Source organism: Brevibacillus sp. JNUCC-41, from assembly GCF_014844095.1.
Taxonomy (GTDB): domain Bacteria; phylum Bacillota; class Bacilli; order Bacillales; family DSM-1321; genus Peribacillus; species Peribacillus aracenensis.
Genome location: NZ_CP062163.1, coordinates 4,393,731 through 4,411,840 on the forward strand (window position 1 = coordinate 4,393,731; position 18,110 = coordinate 4,411,840).

General features: G+C 40.6%; 15 protein-coding genes. 13 read left to right on the plus strand and 2 right to left on the minus strand.

Annotated elements, in window-relative coordinates:
• Positions 1-122 precede the first annotated feature (122 nt).
• A complete protein-coding gene (locus JNUCC41_RS21400) occupies positions 123-338 on the plus strand; it encodes a hypothetical protein (protein ID WP_192204742.1) in 216 nt (71 codons plus the stop codon).
• On the opposite strand, the gene rocF is transcribed toward JNUCC41_RS21400, so the two are convergent.
• Complete coding sequence (gene rocF / locus JNUCC41_RS21405; protein ID WP_192204743.1) at positions 331-1,281, minus strand: arginase; 951 nt, start codon at positions 1,279-1,281, stop codon at positions 331-333. The genes JNUCC41_RS21400 and rocF overlap by 8 nt on opposite strands.
• Before the next feature lie 494 nt (positions 1,282-1,775).
• Between rocF and JNUCC41_RS21410 the strand changes: the two genes are divergently transcribed.
• The 10 genes from JNUCC41_RS21410 (at position 1,776) to JNUCC41_RS21455 (ending at position 14,179) form a co-directional block, all read left to right on the plus strand.
• On the plus strand, positions 1,776-3,842 hold the full coding sequence (locus JNUCC41_RS21410; protein WP_192204744.1) for a helix-turn-helix domain-containing protein: 2,067 nt from the start codon (positions 1,776-1,778) through the stop codon (positions 3,840-3,842).
• 350 nt (positions 3,843-4,192) lie between these two features.
• On the plus strand, positions 4,193-6,376 hold the full coding sequence (locus tag JNUCC41_RS21415; protein WP_192204745.1) for an acetate--CoA ligase family protein: 2,184 nt from the start codon (positions 4,193-4,195) through the stop codon (positions 6,374-6,376).
• Positions 6,377-6,383: 7 nt separating this feature from the next.
• A complete protein-coding gene (locus JNUCC41_RS21420; protein WP_192204746.1) occupies positions 6,384-6,842 on the plus strand; it encodes a MaoC family dehydratase N-terminal domain-containing protein in 459 nt (152 codons plus the stop codon).
• A gap of 75 nt (positions 6,843-6,917) precedes the next feature.
• Entirely contained in the window at positions 6,918-7,334 is a 417-nt protein-coding gene (locus tag JNUCC41_RS21425) for a MaoC/PaaZ C-terminal domain-containing protein (RefSeq protein WP_192204747.1), read from the plus strand.
• A gap of 13 nt (positions 7,335-7,347) precedes the next feature.
• On the plus strand, positions 7,348-8,511 hold the full coding sequence (locus JNUCC41_RS21430) for a thiolase C-terminal domain-containing protein (RefSeq protein ID WP_192204748.1): 1,164 nt from the start codon (positions 7,348-7,350) through the stop codon (positions 8,509-8,511).
• An 11-nt stretch (positions 8,512-8,522) separates the two neighbouring features.
• Entirely contained in the window at positions 8,523-8,939 is a 417-nt protein-coding gene (locus tag JNUCC41_RS21435; protein WP_192204749.1) for a Zn-ribbon domain-containing OB-fold protein, read from the plus strand.
• Positions 8,940-8,977: 38 nt separating this feature from the next.
• The gene (locus JNUCC41_RS21440) at positions 8,978-10,174 is read left to right on the plus strand and encodes an acyl-CoA dehydrogenase family protein (RefSeq protein ID WP_192204750.1); all 1,197 of its coding nucleotides are present in this window, start codon (positions 8,978-8,980) and stop codon (positions 10,172-10,174) included.
• Between the two features lie 21 nt (positions 10,175-10,195).
• Positions 10,196-11,332 (plus strand): acyl-CoA dehydrogenase family protein, encoded by a 1,137-nt coding sequence (locus JNUCC41_RS21445; RefSeq protein ID WP_192204751.1) that lies wholly within the window; start codon positions 10,196-10,198, stop codon positions 11,330-11,332.
• A gap of 55 nt (positions 11,333-11,387) precedes the next feature.
• On the plus strand, positions 11,388-12,863 hold the full coding sequence (locus tag JNUCC41_RS21450) for an aldehyde dehydrogenase family protein (protein ID WP_228467402.1): 1,476 nt from the start codon (positions 11,388-11,390) through the stop codon (positions 12,861-12,863).
• Positions 12,864-12,901: 38 nt separating this feature from the next.
• Complete coding sequence (locus JNUCC41_RS21455) at positions 12,902-14,179, plus strand: MFS transporter (RefSeq protein WP_192204752.1); 1,278 nt, start codon at positions 12,902-12,904, stop codon at positions 14,177-14,179.
• A gap of 113 nt (positions 14,180-14,292) precedes the next feature.
• Here the strand turns inward: JNUCC41_RS21455 and JNUCC41_RS21460 are convergent, their stop codons facing one another.
• Positions 14,293-15,024 carry a hypothetical protein gene (locus JNUCC41_RS21460; protein ID WP_192204753.1) on the minus strand — a complete coding sequence of 244 codons (732 nt, stop codon included), beginning with the start codon at positions 15,022-15,024 and terminating at the stop codon, positions 14,293-14,295.
• Positions 15,025-15,215: 191 nt separating this feature from the next.
• Here JNUCC41_RS21460 and JNUCC41_RS21465 point away from each other — a divergent pair, with 191 nt between their 5' ends.
• Together JNUCC41_RS21465 and JNUCC41_RS21470 are read left to right on the plus strand one after the other, a co-directional pair.
• The gene (locus JNUCC41_RS21465; RefSeq protein WP_192204754.1) at positions 15,216-16,100 is read left to right on the plus strand and encodes a hypothetical protein; all 885 of its coding nucleotides are present in this window, start codon (positions 15,216-15,218) and stop codon (positions 16,098-16,100) included.
• A gap of 302 nt (positions 16,101-16,402) precedes the next feature.
• Positions 16,403-18,022, plus strand: a complete 1,620-nt coding sequence (locus tag JNUCC41_RS21470; RefSeq protein ID WP_192204755.1) for an amidohydrolase — start codon at positions 16,403-16,405, stop codon at positions 18,020-18,022.
• Positions 18,023-18,110 lie beyond the last annotated feature (88 nt).

Here is an 18,110-nt window from a genome sequence, read left to right on the forward strand (position 1 = left end):
TCATTTATGTTGGGACGTTATTAGGGAATTTGTGTTTTCACAAGTCTAATAGCTTTGATTCTTAGATAGTATCGAATTCCCTCCGAAAAGAGATTACTTCTGCATTAAAGAATCATGAGTCAATGAACATAGGTACCTATGCAGAATTAATTTCGAAAGCGCCGCTTAATAAAGAAAAGGAAGCCAAGCGTCAGGAAACTAGGGATGTAAATTGGTTCAAGTCGATCATCCGCCAACGGGGGAAGAAGCACATAAAAGAAGTATGGGCTTTTTCCTATGGATTATCACTTAACGAACTCTCTATTTTTCTATCAAAAACATTGAGTCCGATTATTTAACATGAGCCAATAAATCAGGAGTGATATGATCTTCCGCTCCATAAAGTAATTTTTCCCCAAGCAATGAGCCCATTAATGCAACGGCAACTTCAGCCGTTTTATTATGCTCGTCCAATATTGGGTTTATCTCAACAAACTCTGCTGATGTAATGATATTAGCTTCAGCTAGCATTTCCATGGCAAGATGGCTTTCACGGTAACTAATACCTCCCATTACAGGCGTTCCGACCCCTGGTGCATCATCTGGATCAAGACCATCAAGATCAAGTGATAAATGAACAAGATCCGTACGTTCCTTCAGGTAGGCAATCGATTCTTCCATCACTTTTGTCATGCCCATTCTATCAATCTCATGCATCGTATAGACTTTAATTCCTTTTTCCCTGATTAACTCTTTCTCACCTTGGTCTAAAGAACGGGCACCAATAATGACAATATTTTCTGGTTTGACCTTTGGAGAATATCCGCCAATGTTAGTAAGTGCAGGGTGGCCAAGACCCAAACTTACTGCAAGGGACATACCATGTATGTTTCCTGATGGGGAAGTTTCGGCAGTGTTTAAATCCCCATGTGCATCATACCATATTACCCCTAAGTTTTCAGAATGCTTCGCTAAACCGGCTAATGTCCCGATTGCTATACTGTGATCTCCGCCTAATACTAAAGGAAACCGATTGGATTGGATGACTTCATCCACTTTTTGACTCAATTTTTCATTACCTTCTGCTACGTCCTGCAGATTCTTTAGATTTGTGTCGATATCACTTTGTGCTCTTTCCTGTATTTCTACTTTAATATCACCTTCATCACGGACAGTATAGCCAATGTTTTCTAGTCTTTCACTCAATCCTGCATATCTTATGGCACTAGGCCCCATATCCACTCCTCTTCTAGTTTGACCAAGATCCATTGGAACACCAATAATTGAAATTTCCTTCTTCATGTGTAATTCCTCCTTCGATTTTTCTTCCCTAGTATAAGGGTAAAATGATAGATGACTCAACTCGACATTTTTTTGAATATTTATACGATTGGGAAAAGGCTGAAAGTCTTGGGTTGAATTTCCTAACATTAATTATTCATGAACATTGAATCATTACCGTGCAGGGTATGTTCATAAATAAGAAAAGTGGTGCAAATCCCTTTAAATCTGGAAATATGGTGATATTTTCATCTCGCGGATGAAAGTGGCAGCGTTCCCAATCTGATTCTTACGCAAAGGATGATTCAGAAGGTGATGGGTATATTTTGCTAGTTACATTTATTCATAAAAAGGAGCAGTTTCACTTGTAATGCATGGAAGGATTTTTCAATTTTATATGGAATATATAAAAAAAGACTAAAAATATTTAGTAGCTTAAAAGAATTTCGCAAATTTTTTTCATCTAACTCACTGAGTACTTTGTTTTTAGACGCAGTTTGAATTAGGAGGTATTCATGTTGAATAGCAATGATAGACATAGTGGAAAAATGGAACCGAACCTAAGGAATCAGAGCTTTGAGTATTTATCGAACCGCTGGTCAAGCAAAATAAATAACTTTTTGGTTCTTTGCATATATGAGCAAAACAATCAATTTCATGACTTCAATAATAAATTCAAAACACACAAGTTAAGAGATTCGAAAGGGTTTCTAACCTTTAAAGATGGGTTGAATAATAAAAGTTTTGTTATTTGGGAACATGCATATAAAGAGAACGAAGAGCTATTTGCCAAGCTGAGGTTAACGGCGAGAAATGAAACATTATCACATATTGCCCAACATGTCGTATTCTATCTATTAAGTGAATATAAAAGGATCTCTACAGGAAATCATGCTATTTTAAAAGATAAACATTTAATGGAAGATTCAATTTACCAAATGGAAAAAAAATTAAAAAGTGATACCTTTTTGGCTGAGAAATCGGTTTGGGAGGACTTTTACAGCTGGTTTAGACTGCTGGTAAAAGAATGGGTCCTTGAGGAAATAGCCTTAACAATAGGCTTTAATGAAATGGAAAGACTTGATGATCAAGCATTAAATAAGTTATTTTACAGTCATCTCACAAAACATTTTACTGAAAACACTGAATTTTTATCGAAAGTAACAGATATCGTTAATGAGTATATTAAAAATTGGATCGATAAGATCATGATTGAATTTAATATCGAAAATAATACGATCGAAAAGATAGAAAACCTGTTATGTTTTAAGAAGGATTTGCAAACATCGGATGTACTATTATCCACGATGAGGGATTTTGCTTTCAACTTTACAAACCAAGATCATTTGCTTGTAATGAATAGTGCTCCATATCAGTCGGTTAGAGATGCAATTTATAAAAAAAAATTCGAAATCATTGGAAACAACCCTTGGCCTGCAACACCAATATTAAAGGGGAATACGGAAGGTTCCATACAAATAATCCCTTTTGGGAATGATCATACAACCTTTGAGCAGACGAATGTAAAAGAAGCTTGGAACCGTTTCCACTCTTTATCTGATGTTGATGTTGATGTTTTTGATGCTCTTTGTAGCCTTTTCTTGTCAAAGGCTGCTCATAATGAGGAAACAGTGGAAATTTGTTTAAATGATCTCCTTTCAATAAGAGGATTGAAGCCAAAACTTGGTGGATTAGGACGTCGGGGTGGTTACGAAGCTAAACAGCGTGAACAAATTTTGAAATCGCTTACAAATATACAAAGCATCTGGATTAACATTAACAAAGCTACCATCTATGAAAAAGGCAAGCCTGTCCAGACCAAGCTACAAGGGAGGACATTTATTTTTAAAGATCGTGCTGGTGTGGAATATGATATATCGGAAGAAACTTGCAGGAAAAAGATAACGTTCACGATTGACAAGGTTTTCGCTAAGTATCTTAATGGCTCTGCGAGGCAAGTCGCCCTTCTTTCGATAAAGGCCCTTCAATATAATCCATATAAGCAACTTTGGGAAAAAAGGCTTACAAGATATTTAAGCTGGCGCTGGAGGACCCAAGCAAGAAAAGGAGACTTTTTACAGCCGAATAAAACCAGTACCTTAATGGAATCGATCGGTGAAAAATTAAATGACCGTACACCGTCCCGTACTAGGGAACGTTTCGAGAAAGCTTTGGATGTTTTACTGGATGATGGTGTAATCGCATCATGGCATTATGAAAAATGGGATGAATCGATAGCCGATTATAAAGGCTGGGCCAGCATTTGGCTGAATTCGATGATATTAATAGAACCGCCTGATATCATAAAGGAGCAATATCGTTCCATTGAAAAAAAACAAAGATCTCACCCTGGCAATCGGCTTACAAAGCAAGCCCCGGCTAACCTAAAGAGCAGTGATCATATTGGTGAGCAAATAAGAATTGAAAGAAAAAGACTCAACCTCTCTTTATATCAATTAGCAGAGGAGTTGGAGATATCAGCGCCATACGTAAGTAACATTGAAAGAGGTATGAAAATTCCATCCCCTAAAATTCAAATGAAAATGAAGAAATGGCTTGAAAAACAAATAAGAACATATTGATGAATTTTGAACAAATTGAACCCTTTCCCCATATAAGGAAGAGGGTTTTTTTTGTTGTGAAAACAGGATTTTTAAGAATACCCCTGTATGTGTTGCCTTATACACAAAAACATTGGCGTTTATCTCGTTCAAATGTCGGGGCTATCACTGTAAAAAGTCGGGGTCATCGAGAACACAAATTTTTCATTCCATTTTTTTGGCCCTGCTGCAATATGTGAATTTTCGTCTTTTACAAATAATTAACTGTCTAATGTTTTAAATGAATTTAACAATCTATGTTTTTTCAGAATATAACACCCTCCATGTAAGATTAGTTCAAAGATATCTTTTTATATGTAGGGGGGAAGATCATGATAGAAAATCAACATTCAAACAATTCTCATGAAACACTTGAGCCGTTATTCAATCCAAGATCCATCGCAATCCTGGGTGCCTCCAAGAGTGAATACAAAATAGGGAATTTACAGGTGAAAGCCCTTTTGGATGGTCATTTTAATGGGGAGATTTATCCGATCAATCGCAAAGCAAAAGAGATTGAAGGGATAAAGTGCTATGAATCTTTGTCCGATGTCCCGAATGAAATTGATTTGGCCATTTTTTGCCTTGGGGCGAATCAGGTGCAGCAAGGATTGGAGGAATGTGCACAAAAGAAAGTGAAGGCAGCCATCATTTTTGCTGCTGGTTTTTCCGAAACAGGAAAAGAAGGCATTAAGCAACAGGAATTGCTAACAGATATTGCAAGAAAGAATGGAATACGGATAGTGGGTCCCAACTGTGTTGGATTAGTGAATTTGTCGAATGGTTTGATTGGCACTTTTTCCCCTGCCATTCAATCAGTGCCATTAAATGACCAAAGAGGGGTCGGTTATGTCTCCCAAAGCGGTGCATTTGGTGTTTTGACCTATATGGCAGCAGCTCAGAATGGATTGAGTTTCAATTACTTCGTGAGTGTAGGAAATGAAATGGAAACTGAATTCTCGGATGTAATTGAATATATGATTCATGATTCAAAAACAAGTGTGATTAGCGGCTACTTGGAAGGTGCTAAAAACCCAGATAAATTACGAAGCCTGGCAACAGAGGCATTGGATCGAAATAAACCCATGATTGTCATGAAAACCGGGAGGAGCAAGGCCGGAAGCAGGGCGGCTGCTTCTCATACAGGATCACTTGCGGGATCGGATCAAGTGTATGATGCCTTTTTTAAACAAGCTGGCATCGTAAGGGCCGACGATTATGAGGATATCATATCTTTTTCAAAGCTATTCCTATCAAAGAAGCTTCCAAATGGACGCAATACGGTAATCATCACCAGTTCTGGCGGGAGGGGTATAAATGAAGCGGATCGCTGTGAATCATACGGACTTACCATCAATCCACTCAGCTTAAAGACAATAACAGAAATCAAACGTAATCTACCTGAGTATGCAAGCGCTTCCAATCCAGTGGATTTAACAGCGGCCGCATCTGTTTCCAATCCTGAGTTATTCCTTGCACCATTGAAGGCACTTGTAGAAGATCCGGATGTCGATAATATCATTTTTACGGAGTTTCCTTTTAATTGGACTGCCGAGCATCCTTTGCTTCAAGAGTTTATTGAAATTTGCAGAAGCTCAGATAAATTTGTATTCATTACCACATTTCCATTAGATGGCATGACACTCCCGCCTTGTACCGCTGAGCTCGTGAAAAATGGCATACCAGTGATTCCGGGAAGCCTTAATCCGATAAGAGGGCTGGCGAAACTAGTTGAATACAGTGAATTTTATCGAAAAAATCTTGAAATTCGAGTTTCTAATAGTACAAAGAAAATAGAGAAACAAAGCTTGCAGGACATGCTGAAGCCGGGTATTACATTAAGTGAATCTGAAGCTAGTATGGTTTTGGAACGATATCGGATTGCTACCACGAAACGTGTTATAGCTGAAAATGAAAACGATGCCGTCCAATTCGCTAACAGTATCGGTTATCCGGTTGTGTTAAAGGTCGATTCGCCGGATATACCACATAAGACGGAAGCAGATGCGATTCGATTGAATGTAAGTACTGACCATGAGGTCAGGAATGCTTTCACGGATATTAAGCGGAGTGCACTAAATTATAAACCTGAGGCTAAAATAAACGGCATTTCCGTACAGGAAATGTTACCTGATGGAGTGGAAATCATTGTTGGCTCAAGTGATGATCCCGTATTTGGACCGGTTATCATGTTTGGTCTAGGGGGAATATTTGTTGAGATTTACAAAGATATTTCGTTAAGGATTGCTCCACTGTCAAGACAGGATGCACTTGAAATGATTGAAGAAATCAAGGGGAAGGACATTTTAATGGGAGCACGCGGGAAAGCACCGGTTGATATCGAAGCCATCATTGATGTGATATTAAAGGTTTCCGATTTAGTTACAGATTATAAAGATTCCATAGACGAATTGGATATCAATCCTTTGCTGGTATATGAAAACGGAATCAAAGCCGCTGATGCCATGATTGTTGTAAAAAATAATGTGAATGATAATACCGTTATTAGGGGGTAGAAAGCAAATGGAACTTGATCATTTGAACGGTTTAACGGGAGCTGAATTTATATTTGAAGTTGAAAAGAGGCATATCCGTCAATTTGCTGAGGCGATTGGTGATTTGAACCCCTTATATGTGGATGAAGAATATGCAGCGAAAACTTCATATGGTGGCATTATAGCACCTCCGACATTCCCGATTGCCATTGGTCAGGATAGTGGCGAAAGCCTTGACTTGGGCCTCGAACAAAGGAGAATGCTGCATGGTGAGCAGGAGTTTATTTATTCCCGCCCCATTAGACCAGGTGATAGGTTGCATTGTCAGATGAAAGTAACAGATGTATACGAACGGGAAGGTAGAAAAGGAACGATGCAATTCTTGGTACTTGATACAGAAATGAAAGATGAGTCAGGTGAAATGGTGGTCATAAGCCGAACGAATATCATTTATCGGCCCATCAGGAGTAATCATGCTCCTGTTTGAAAAAACATGCCGATAGTTTAGGGGCTAAAGTATCGATGTTAATTTCCGGAAAACCGCAAGCGGGAGGAATCAGGGATGTTGAAATATGAAAGTTTACATGAAGGTCAAAGACTTGAAGCTCTCATCAAGCCAGCTGTAACCAAGGTACAACTTGTTAAATATGCCGGAGCTTCAGGAGATTTCAATCCATTACACACAGATGATGCTTTCGCACAAGAGATTGGCATGCAGGGTGTGATTGCTCATGGAATGCTAGTAATGGGCTTTCTTGGTGAATATGTAATGAAACTGGCTGGTGATCATGCTGTACCGGCAACCTTTAAAATGAGATTTGGTGCCGTAACGGTACCAGGAGATCGAATCACATGTTCTGCTTTCGTTAAAAGTCTGTATGAAGAAAGAGGTCAACGCTTTGTAAGACTGGACCTTACTGCAGAAAAGGAACCAGAGCAAGTTGTGGGTTCAGGTGAAGTCGTTTTACGCATTCAATAAGGGAGGTTTTTGTATGGAAAGTATTAAAAATCGCTATGCCATTGTCGGTGTAGGGGAAAGTGAGCGTTCTAAGAATTCAGGTACAACCCCGTTACATTTGGCGTTGGACGCTGCTCGAGCTGCATTGAATGATGCGGGGCTAAAAGCGAAAGATATCGATGGGTTCATGAGTTATTCTGAAAACGATTCTTGTACATCTCATCAATTAGCAACATATTTAGGGGTCCGTCCCAAATATGTTAAGGATATTCTGGGCGGGGGAAGCAGTACCGAAATGTTGATAGCTGACGCTGTTGGCTTAATCGAATCAGGTCAATTGAATACGGTGTTGATTTATCGTTCCATGAATGGACGCTCAGGAGTACGGATGGGCGGAGGCGGCTGGAATGTGAATATGCTTCAAACAGCAATAGAAGGCGGAAGCTTTATCATTCCTTACGGTGCTGGCAGTCCAGCTCAGTGGTTCGGACTCTTTGCAACGCGACATATGCATGAAACCGGGCTGACCCAGGAACATCTAGGGCATGTCTGTTTAGCTTTTTACGAACATGCTCAAAGGAATCCTAAAGCATATTTCCATGGTAAACCACTAACGATGGACGAATATCTTAAAACGCCATATTTAAGCTATCCATTTAAAAAACATGATTTCTGCCTGGAATCCGATGAAGCAAATGCAATCATTGTCACTTCAGCAGAACGTGCTGAAGGATGCAAGTCCAGACCGGTATACATCATGGGTCTATCTGCTAGGCAGTGTGTGTCCCATGCACATTATTGGAATGATTTAACGGAAGTGGCTGCAGACTATGTCGCGCCTGAAGTATATAAAATGGCTGGAGTTAAACCTGAAGATATTGACGTTGCATCCATATATGACTGTTATAGCTGGGTTGTACTTCGGCAGTTGGAGGCTTATGGATTTGCTCCGCGTGGAGAGGTCGGTAATTTTGTAGCAGAAGGAAACCTGCGGATCGGTGGGAAATTACCTTCGAATACCGCAGGAGGAATGCTATCGGAAGGATATACACACGGAATGAATAACGTTTTGGAAATCGTCCGTCAAGTTCGCCACGAATACAAAGGAACCGATCGTCAAGTGGAAAATTGTGAAATCGGAATCTGTACTGGCTGGGCTGGACCTGATATGGCGGGTGCCATGATTTTAAGAAATTAGGAGGGAACAAAATGGAATACCAAAAACCTATTCCGCTAAAAACACAGGATAATAGTCCTTATTGGGATGGCGCAGATCGTCATGAACTAATTCTTCAAAAATGCAATTGCTGTCATCAATATTCCCATCCTCCTGGTCCGAGCTGTGCAAAATGCGGCAGTTCTGAACTTAGCTGGGAAAGCCAAGGCAGCGATATTAACGGTAAAGTCTATTCATATATCGTTTCCTACCGGCCCTTTTTACCTGGATTCCAGGATGATTTACCGCTAGTGATTGCCATAGTCGAATTAGATATGTTGCCTCAGGTCAAGTTAATCGGAAATATTCTGCATTGCTCACCAGAAGAGATTGAAATGGGTATGCCAGTAAAGATGGTTTGGAAGGATATTATGGATGATCGATCAATACCGCAATGGATTCAGGTATAGAAGTGTAATTTGCAAGCATTAAAGGAGGAAAGTAATCTATGGATTTTTCGTTTACAACCAAAGAGGAAAAATTCCGTCTTGAATTGAGAGCGTGGCTTGAAGAAAATTTACCTGAAGGTTGGCTTGAAGGAACCAGTAATGTTTCTAAAGATGAAGGTGAGTATGCCGTTTTCCTGAGGAATTGGCAAAGGAAATTATATGAAGGCGGCTGGGCAGCGATTGCTTGGCCAAAAAAATACGGCGGTCGTGAAGCGACGTTGATGGAGGAAATAGTTTATCAACAGGAAATGGTTAGAGTAAAGGCTCCGGCACTTGTGAATTATGTAGGCATCCATATGGTGGGACCCACTCTTATGCAGATTGGAACGGACGAGCAAAAATCAAAATATATCCAAAAAATTATTACAGGAGAGGAAGTATGGTGTCAAGGATATTCTGAACCGAATGCTGGGTCTGATTTATCTGCCATCCAAACTAGCGCCGTAAAGGACGGAGATCGGTGGATCATTAATGGTCAGAAGGTTTGGACTAGCTTTGGCCACTTAGCTGATCGATGCTTTTTACTGGCCCGGACGAATCGATTCGATAAAAAGCATAAAGGGATAACGGTATTCCTTTTGGATATGAATCAGCCGGGTGTGGAAACTAGGCCCATCATTCAAATGGATGGTCAGCATGATTTTAATGAAGTCTATTTGAATGATGCGATTGCATACGATGCTGAAATAGTTGGGGAAGTGGATGAAGGCTGGAAGGTTACGATTGCATTGCTTATGCATGAAAGAACGGGAATCGGAGCGCAAGTTTTTACATTGGAGCAACAATTTAAGGAACTTGTAGCCTTAGCCAAAGAATTGAAAGAAGATGATATGCCATTGATGGACAATCCGCTTGTTCGTCATACAATGGTAGATTTATATACTAGAACGCGCGGTTCACTTTTGAACTATTATCGGAATCTGACTAAGACATTAAAAAACGGTCATCCAGGTGCAGAAGGTTCGATGGATAAATTGATGGTAAGTGAACTTACTAAAGAACTGCTGTCCCAATCGATTTCATTGCAGGGACATAAGGGTGTTCTGTGGAAAGAAGATGCCATCTCCTCCAACTCGTATTGGCAGGATAATTATCTTTATTCTTTTGGACAAACAATTGGAGGTGGAACGAGCGAGATACAAAAGAACACTATTGGGGAAAGGATTCTAGGTTTACCGAAAGATATGGGACGTTAAGATGAAAAGGGGGGAATAAAGGTGGATTTTTCTTTAAATCAAGAACAAGAAATGTTTCGTGGATATGTCCGGAAATATTTAGATGGTGCTGGGCAAACAAAAACGGCCCGCGCATACATAGAGGGTGAAAATGAATCTCTAAGGACCTTATTATCCGGGCTTGCCGAACTGGGATGTTCAAGTATTAATATATCGGAAGATCACGGAGGAATGGGCTTAGGTCCCCTTGATTTAATTCCTGTACTTGAAGAAACCGGCCGTTCTTTATTGCCAGGTTTATTTTTAGAAACGAATGCACTGGCTGTGCCATTAATAGAGAAATTCGGGACGGAAGTACAAAAAGATAGGTATTTAGCAGAAATTGCGGCTGGTAGAAAAACATTCTCGCTAGCTTGGTTAGAACCAGGTGGAAGTTACGGTCCTTCTGACATTAACTTGGAGGCAAAATCCCTAAACGGTCAGCTGATATTGAGCGGAGTGAAATCAATGGTTCCCGATGCAGGGTTGGCTGATCATTATATAGTATTGGTCCGTACAGGCAAAGGTAAACGAAATGATGGGATTACACTACTTATCGTCGATCGAAATGAAACGAATATTACGATGGAAAGCCAGAAAAACATTGATGAAACCCGGCATTTGGCAGCATTGTCTTTCCATGATGTTGAAATTCCCATGGGTCAGGTACTTGGATCCATGCATCAAGGTTGGGATGCCCTCCAAGAAGGGTTACTTTCTTTCAATGCAGCTCTCTCAGCAGTAATTGTCGGGTGTATGGAGAAAGTGGTGGAGATGGCAGCAGAGTATGCGAAGATCCGTGAACAATTTGGTCAGCCCATAGGAAGATTCCAAGCGATTAAACATAGAATCGTCGATATGAAAATGGATCTCGAAACAGCTAGATCTTTAGCTTATTATGCTAACTGGGCTTTGGAAAGCGGTGCAGAAGATCGTGTTCAAGCCGTTTCCTGCGCACGAATATTTGCCACGAAAGCATTCGTACGTATTTCATCAGACAATATTCAGGTTCATGGCGGAATCGGGTTTACAGAAGAAATTGATTGTCATCTTTTTGTTAAGCGTGCCAGATTCTATGAGAATTATTTAGGAAGTACTGAACAATATTACAAACAGGCAGCTACAGCATTAGGTTGGTAGAAAAATAGAATGGGTTACATTCGTGCTTTACTAAGCCGAAGGGTGGAGATGAACATTGGAAATTTCATATAAAGTGAAAGAGTTCCAGAATATGATTAATGGCGAACTGGTTCCCGCTTCTTCCGGGAAGCGGATTGAGAGCTACGATCCGTCAACTGGCAGGGTTTGGGCAACCATTCCTTGCAGTATGGCACAAGATGCTGAAGCGGCGGTAGAAGCGGCCCGAAGTGCTTTTGCCGATTGGTCCATGAGACCAGCTATGGACCGGGCAGCTTATTTGAGGAAAATAGGTGATTTAGTCGTAAAGCATGGTGAAGAACTAGCTGAGTTGGAATCTAGAGACAATGGTTGGGTGATCAGGGAAACGAGCCACGGCCTCATTCCCAGCTTAGCAAGCCTTTGGTATGATGCAGCAGGTGCTACAGCAATTGGGAGTAAGGGAGATACTGTCCAATTGGGACCTGCAAGTGTAGGTTATTCATTGAGGGAACCTTTAGGGGTAGTAGTAGGAATCCTTCCATGGAACTCACCGCTTTTCACGTTTACCATTAAAGCGGCTTATGCGATTGCAGCAGGAAATACTGTCATTATCAAACCATCAGAGTTGGCTACTATCGCGTCATTACGATATGGAGACCTGATTAATGGAATCCTCCCGCCAGGAATCCTGAATGTCGTATCAGGAACCGGAGCGGAAGTGGGAGATACTCTAGTAAAACATCCAGATGTGAACAAAATCAGTTTGACCGGTTCTGGAGGAACGGCAAGGGCGATAGCACAATCGACCGCACGAAATCCTAAGCCCATGATTTTGGAGCTTGGTGGGAAATCGCCAAACATAGTCTTTGCGGATGCTAACCTTGAAAAAGCAGCACAAGGGGTGACGAACTATGGGATATTTAGCGGCAACGCAGGCCAACTATGTGTAGGCGGATCGAGGATTTTGATTCAAAGGTCCATATTCGATGAAATGATCATTAGGATGAAAGAAGTGATGGAACAGCAAATTCATCTGGGTGATCCAATGAATCCAGCCACTTCAATGGGACCGATCGCTAACGCTGCTCAATATGAAAAAGTCCTCTCATATATAGAATTAGGCAAAAAGGAAGGAGGGGAAATCATCATCGGTGGCCGTCATGGAGGTGTCAGCCTATTACCTGATGAACCCGAATTAGCTGATGGCTATTGGGTTGAGCCAACACTGATCAAGGTCAATAGTAATTCTCTCCGTATCTGTCAAGAGGAAATCTTCGGTCCGGTAGCGACCGTTATCCCCTTTGATACGGAAGAGGAAGCCCTCACCATAGCTAATGACAGTGATTATGGTTTAGGAGCTGGAGTATGGACCTCGAATTTGGATCGGGCACATCGGATGGTACGCAAACTGGAATCGGGTAATGTGTGGGTGAACTTGTTTCGCAGGGTGGGACCTGAACTCCCATTCGGAGGCCAAAAAAGCAGTGGATTCGGAACGGATACCATTCTTGAATATACCCGAGAGAAGACCATTTATATGGAAATAGGATGAGGGAATTCGCTGTAAATAGTGGACTGGGGGTTCTGTAAATGGCACAAGATTCTAATGGCATTTTTTATGGATGGTATGTGGTGTTGTGTGGCTTTTTCATAATGTTCGCCGGTTTCTCGATAATAAATTCCCTGCACAGTTTGTTCATGGTCCCGGTTACAGAAGATTTAGGAATAAGCAGAACAACTTTTTCCATTGCACTTTCCATTGCTGGCCTTGGAGTGGCTGTTGCTTCTCCAATCATGGGGAAACTACTCGCTAAAGGGAATATGAAATGGATCATGTCAATTTGCGTAGTAATGGCCGGAGCAGGATTCATGTCATACTCGCTTGCCAACTCAGCTGTATATTTTTGTATCATAGGCTTTGTAATCGGCATCTGTGTTGCAGGCTTTTCCAATATTCCCATATCAATCATGTTAACCAATTGGTTTTATGAGAAAAAAGGAAAGGCCATGGGTTTGGCATTTGCGGGCTCGGGAATTGGGGCAGCGGTCCTAAGTCCGATCATTACAAAATTGATCTCAAATTATGGTTGGAGAACGGCCTACGTAATAGCAGGGATACTGATAATTGTCTTGACATTACCCTTGGTTTTACTATTTGCAAAGAAAAGTCCCGCAGAAAAGGGGCTTGTTCCACTGGGCTCTGACAAAATGGAAATGGCCGAAACGACTGTGGAATCTGAACAGGGTGGCTTAACGATGGGAGAAGCAAAGAAGACGGCAATGTTTTGGGTTTTCGTCCTGGGAATCGTTTGTTTTGCATTGGTTGCAGGAGGGGTGCAAATGCATATCCCGGCATATCTGATCGACATAGGGCATCCAGCCATCTTTGCAGGAACCATTTTCGGAATACTATCTTTGGCAAATACGGTAGGGAAATTGATTTTAGGAGCTGTATTGGATAAGTTCGGTACAGCTGGCGGTGCCATTTATGTAGGGGTTTGCATGACAATCGCAATGGCAGCACTATTGTTCGCGAAAACACAGGCATTCGCATTCCTATTCGCCATCGCCTTTGGCTTTAGCATAGTGATATCCACCCTAGGCCCCCCCTTCATGACAAATGATATCTTTGGAAAGAAAGACTTCGGCTCCATCTTTGGCATCGTGCAAGTTTTTTTTGTGGCAGCAGGTTCAATGGGAGTGATCGTTTCGGGTTTAATCTATGACTTGACAGAAAGCTATCGTGCAGCTTGGATCTTTTTCCTTTGTTTATTCATCTTTAGTATGGTTTGCGTACTAACGGCAAATGGCATGAAAAAAAAGACCATCAGCAAAATCAAAAATATTCCCGACCAAAAAATAGGATAGATTGCTAGAGAAAAAAAGCCATAATGAAGGGGTTGTCTCCTGTAAACAAAAAAGGTAAAGAGCGGCAGGCTAGAATGTTGCTCTTTACCTTACTGTTAAACTATATGATGGTTTTAAAACTTTTTACTCCATTCCTCATCTTCAAGTTGCACACCATTGGCACTAATATATTCTACAATCATATTTCCATGTTTAAGAACGCCATTTTTTATTAGGGCATTGATAATTTTGGTGAAGCGGCCATCATCTGCGTCTTGTTTCTTACGTGAAAGGGTTATCCGGATGGTTGGGGACACTTCGTAATCTTTATAGCTGGCTGGTTTATTCGGATCAATCTTCAAATCTTTCCCGATTTCCTCATCAAAGACCAAGAGTAATTGATTATGATCGCCTATTTCTTCCTGAATCTCCTTCCACTCATCACTCTCTGCAATATCTCCCATTTCTTTGGAAGTCAATACGTCACCAAGTTCTTTTTCAACATAAGGCCTTATTTCTTTTTCTGCATCATCTTGCCATTTATCTGATATGAATGTGTCCTCCATTTCCCCTGTTTCCTCATTTAAGAAAACTAGAAATTGAGTATCATATTTTTCATGTTTCACTTTAGCAGCGTATTCAAAATTGCCCCGGTTTCCCATATTGTCGTATAGGACATCATATATTTCGGTTCCGTCATCAAAAGTTTTCCCTAAATATCGTTCAGCTTGATCCCGGACCTTCTTTTCTTCTGCGGGATCTGCTTTCATACTCTGCGTGAATGAAAACATAAGTATCACCAATCCGGCGACGATGATTGAAAAAATACCTAGTAAAGTAAGTAAAATCTTTTTTGTTTTGCTCAAGGAACACCCTCCTGTAATCTCTGCTACTTATCAATAATTACCATATTATTCTAACATTATTATCGCTCATTTTACTATGGAAATTGAGCGGATCTTTTCCCGGTGCGAAATCTAAATTGCCCGCCCTCCAAAATATCGGGATACTTTGTTACAATAAATAAATGGTTAGTACCCTAAAGGGAGAGATTGACTTGGAAATCTATCAAAGAAAAATGAATCATAATCGGGATGAATACAGAAAGTTGCGGTGGCAACAGCATCGTCTACAAGTTACAGGGCTATTCGATGCCGTTTTTTCAAAAAAAGCGTTCGTAGATAAAGTGGCCATCGTTGGTGCAGGCAATTGCGATGATTTGGATTTAGAGTATCTGGCGACTAAATGCAACTCCATATATTTATTTGATATTGATATGGAAAGTATGGAAAAGGGTACGGCGAAATTGCCTGAACGGACCCGGAAGAAAATTCAACTTGTTGAAATCGATGTAACAGGCCTTGATAAAGTGGATTTTGAACATGACCTATCTTCCATGCTGGATCGTGGTGAAACGGCAAAGGGAATTACTCAATATTTAAAGGAAACCGAGAATCGGTTAGGTCAGCTTTCTGAAAGTGTTTTTGCTAATTATTATAATGATTTTGATATCGTGGCAACATCAGCCATTTATACCCAACTATTTTATAATTGGGCCAAGGAACTGTTTTCTGATTACGAACACCAATATCAGAAAGAAGGCGCAGAAGAGATTAAGAATGGAATTTTAGATTTAAGGGATGAAATCGTACGTAAAATGAATCACTCTATTTCTAAATGTACCAAGCAAAAGGGATTCTGTATTACATGGACTGATATCTTAAAAATCGAACCTGAGTATATGGATACAATTAATGAAGGGATGAATGCCATCTTTGCATTGGCCTCGAACGTAGGATATGGGGCAGCATTGATTGGGGTAAAAACGTTTATTGAAAATGTGGATAAAAGCGAATTAAGCCTTCGATACTGGACATGGGATTTTAATGCAAACAAACAGTATTTGACCATTGGCATTATTGGAAAATTGAATGGCTTGTAAATAAATGAAAGGCGGGATAGCAGCTAAACCTATCCCTTTTTTTATTGGTTAGAACCTATAGGAATATTATCAATCACTTTTGCGTGATAAAAGGGAATTGGATCGGTAAATCTTAAGGAATAAGACATAATTATATAAAAGGTATAAAAAAACGATGAAATTTTTGACTATTTGTCTAATGATTTAACAATCTGGTGTGGATATAATAAATCTGTTGAAAACAGAATATTCCGATAAGTAAAGGCGAGAGTAAGAAGAGGACGTAGTAATGAGGGTGAAGCAATAAGGAAGGGGTGTGTTGTTTGAAAGCTGATATCGTGTTCATGAACGGCGAGGTCATAACTGTAAATCAAAAAAATGAAGTAGCAGAAGCCCTGGCGATTAAAGGTAATCGCATCTCGGCAGTCGGTACCAATCATGAAATCAAGGCATTTATCGGAGAAGAAACAAATGTGGTTGATTTGCAGGGGAAGTCATTACTTCCCGGGTTTATTGATTCTCATATTCATCTTATATTGTACGGTGCCAATCAATTGGCAGTAAGTTGTAAAGCAGAACATATCAAATCTGTAGAAGATTTATTGATCGATCTCAAGAAGAAAGCTTCAACTATTCCAAAAGGTGAGTGGATCCGCGCCTGGGGCTTTAATGAGACCGCCGTGAAAGAAAAACGTTATCCAACAATAGCCGAGCTGGATGCAATTTCAACAGACCATCCCATCATGGTAACCCGCACATGCAGCCATATAAGCGTGGTGAATAGCAGGGCGTTAGCGATTGCCCGAATTGATGAGAACTCAGAGAACCCAACTGGGGGGATCATAGAAAAGGATGGGGCTGGGAGGATTACAGGCAAACTCATTGAAACAGCAAATATGATAATGGCCGACAGAGCAAGTTATTCAGAAAGTGAACTGTTGAAAGCAGTGAAAATAGCCTCGGAACATTTTATCGCAGCAGGCATAACAAGCATTCATGAAGCTGGTGCCCATGGTCCTGAAAGTTTCCGTTTAATGCAGCAGGCCATAAAAAATAACGATATTCGTGTCCGTATCTATGCGATGGTCGGTTCATTGAATAATTCTCATGAATTTGTAAATAAAATGGTGGATTCGGGAGTCATGACCGGAACTGGGGACGAAAGATTCAAAATCGGACCAGCAAAATTGTTTACGGATGGCAGCAGTACCGGTCCGACAATCGCTACCCGTGAGCCTTATTCGAGTGATCCTGGCAATTTTGGCATTCTTTATTATAAAGAAGAGGAAATCTATCAAATATTAGGTCAGGCACATAAAAAAGGTTATCAGATCACAGTCCATGCCCAGGGCGACAAAGCGATAGAGATGTATTTGAATTGCGTGGAAAAGGCTTTGGATGAATCGCCCAGAAAAGATCATAGACATAGAATCGAGCATGCAGGGATATCTTTGCCAGATTTACAAATGAGGATGAAAGAACTTGGAGTCATCCCAATCCCCAACCCCCCATTTCCTTATGAGTTCGGCGATATATATATTGAACACTACGGCAATAGGGTCAACCACATGTACGCCGCCCGTGATTATATTGATAATGGCATCTTGGCCGCAGGAGGTTCCGATGCTCCCGTTACTGATCACAATCCTTTATTAGGCATACACGTTGCTGTTAATAGAACAAGCAGATCTGGTACGAAAATAGGTCCGGTTCAATCTATTAGCGTACTGGAAGCCATAAAACTATACACATGGAATGGCGCGTTTGCGAGTTTTGATGAAGATATCAAAGGCAGCCTGGAGCCAGGAAAGCTGGCCGATTTAGTAGTATTGAATGATAGTATATTGAAAGTGGATTCCCAAAGTATCAAGGATTTGAAAATAGAGACGACAATTCTGAATGGGGAGATTCTTTATCATAGGGGAACATTAGTAGAAATATAAATCCGGCATTACCATTCTAAAACAACCATACCTTCAATTTCATTTTTTCTTAAGCGAACGCATGTAGAATTTAAAGGGGGATATTGGC

Coding starts and splice junctions, on each gene's coding strand:
- JNUCC41_RS21425 (WP_192204747.1), top strand. CDS start 6,918: ATGTTGAAATATGAAAGTTTACATGAAGGTCAAAGACTTGAAGCTCTC.
- JNUCC41_RS21420 (WP_192204746.1), top strand. CDS start 6,384: ATGGAACTTGATCATTTGAACGGTTTAACGGGAGCTGAATTTATATTT.
- JNUCC41_RS21435 (WP_192204749.1), top strand. CDS start 8,523: ATGGAATACCAAAAACCTATTCCGCTAAAAACACAGGATAATAGTCCT.
- JNUCC41_RS21440 (WP_192204750.1), top strand. CDS start 8,978: ATGGATTTTTCGTTTACAACCAAAGAGGAAAAATTCCGTCTTGAATTG.
- JNUCC41_RS21410 (WP_192204744.1), top strand. CDS start 1,776: ATGTTGAATAGCAATGATAGACATAGTGGAAAAATGGAACCGAACCTA.
- JNUCC41_RS21415 (WP_192204745.1), top strand. CDS start 4,193: ATGATAGAAAATCAACATTCAAACAATTCTCATGAAACACTTGAGCCG.
- rocF (WP_192204743.1), bottom strand. CDS start 1,281: ATGAAGAAGGAAATTTCAATTATTGGTGTTCCAATGGATCTTGGTCAA.
- JNUCC41_RS21455 (WP_192204752.1), top strand. CDS start 12,902: ATGGCACAAGATTCTAATGGCATTTTTTATGGATGGTATGTGGTGTTG.
- JNUCC41_RS21400 (WP_192204742.1), top strand. CDS start 123: ATGAACATAGGTACCTATGCAGAATTAATTTCGAAAGCGCCGCTTAAT.
- JNUCC41_RS21430 (WP_192204748.1), top strand. CDS start 7,348: ATGGAAAGTATTAAAAATCGCTATGCCATTGTCGGTGTAGGGGAAAGT.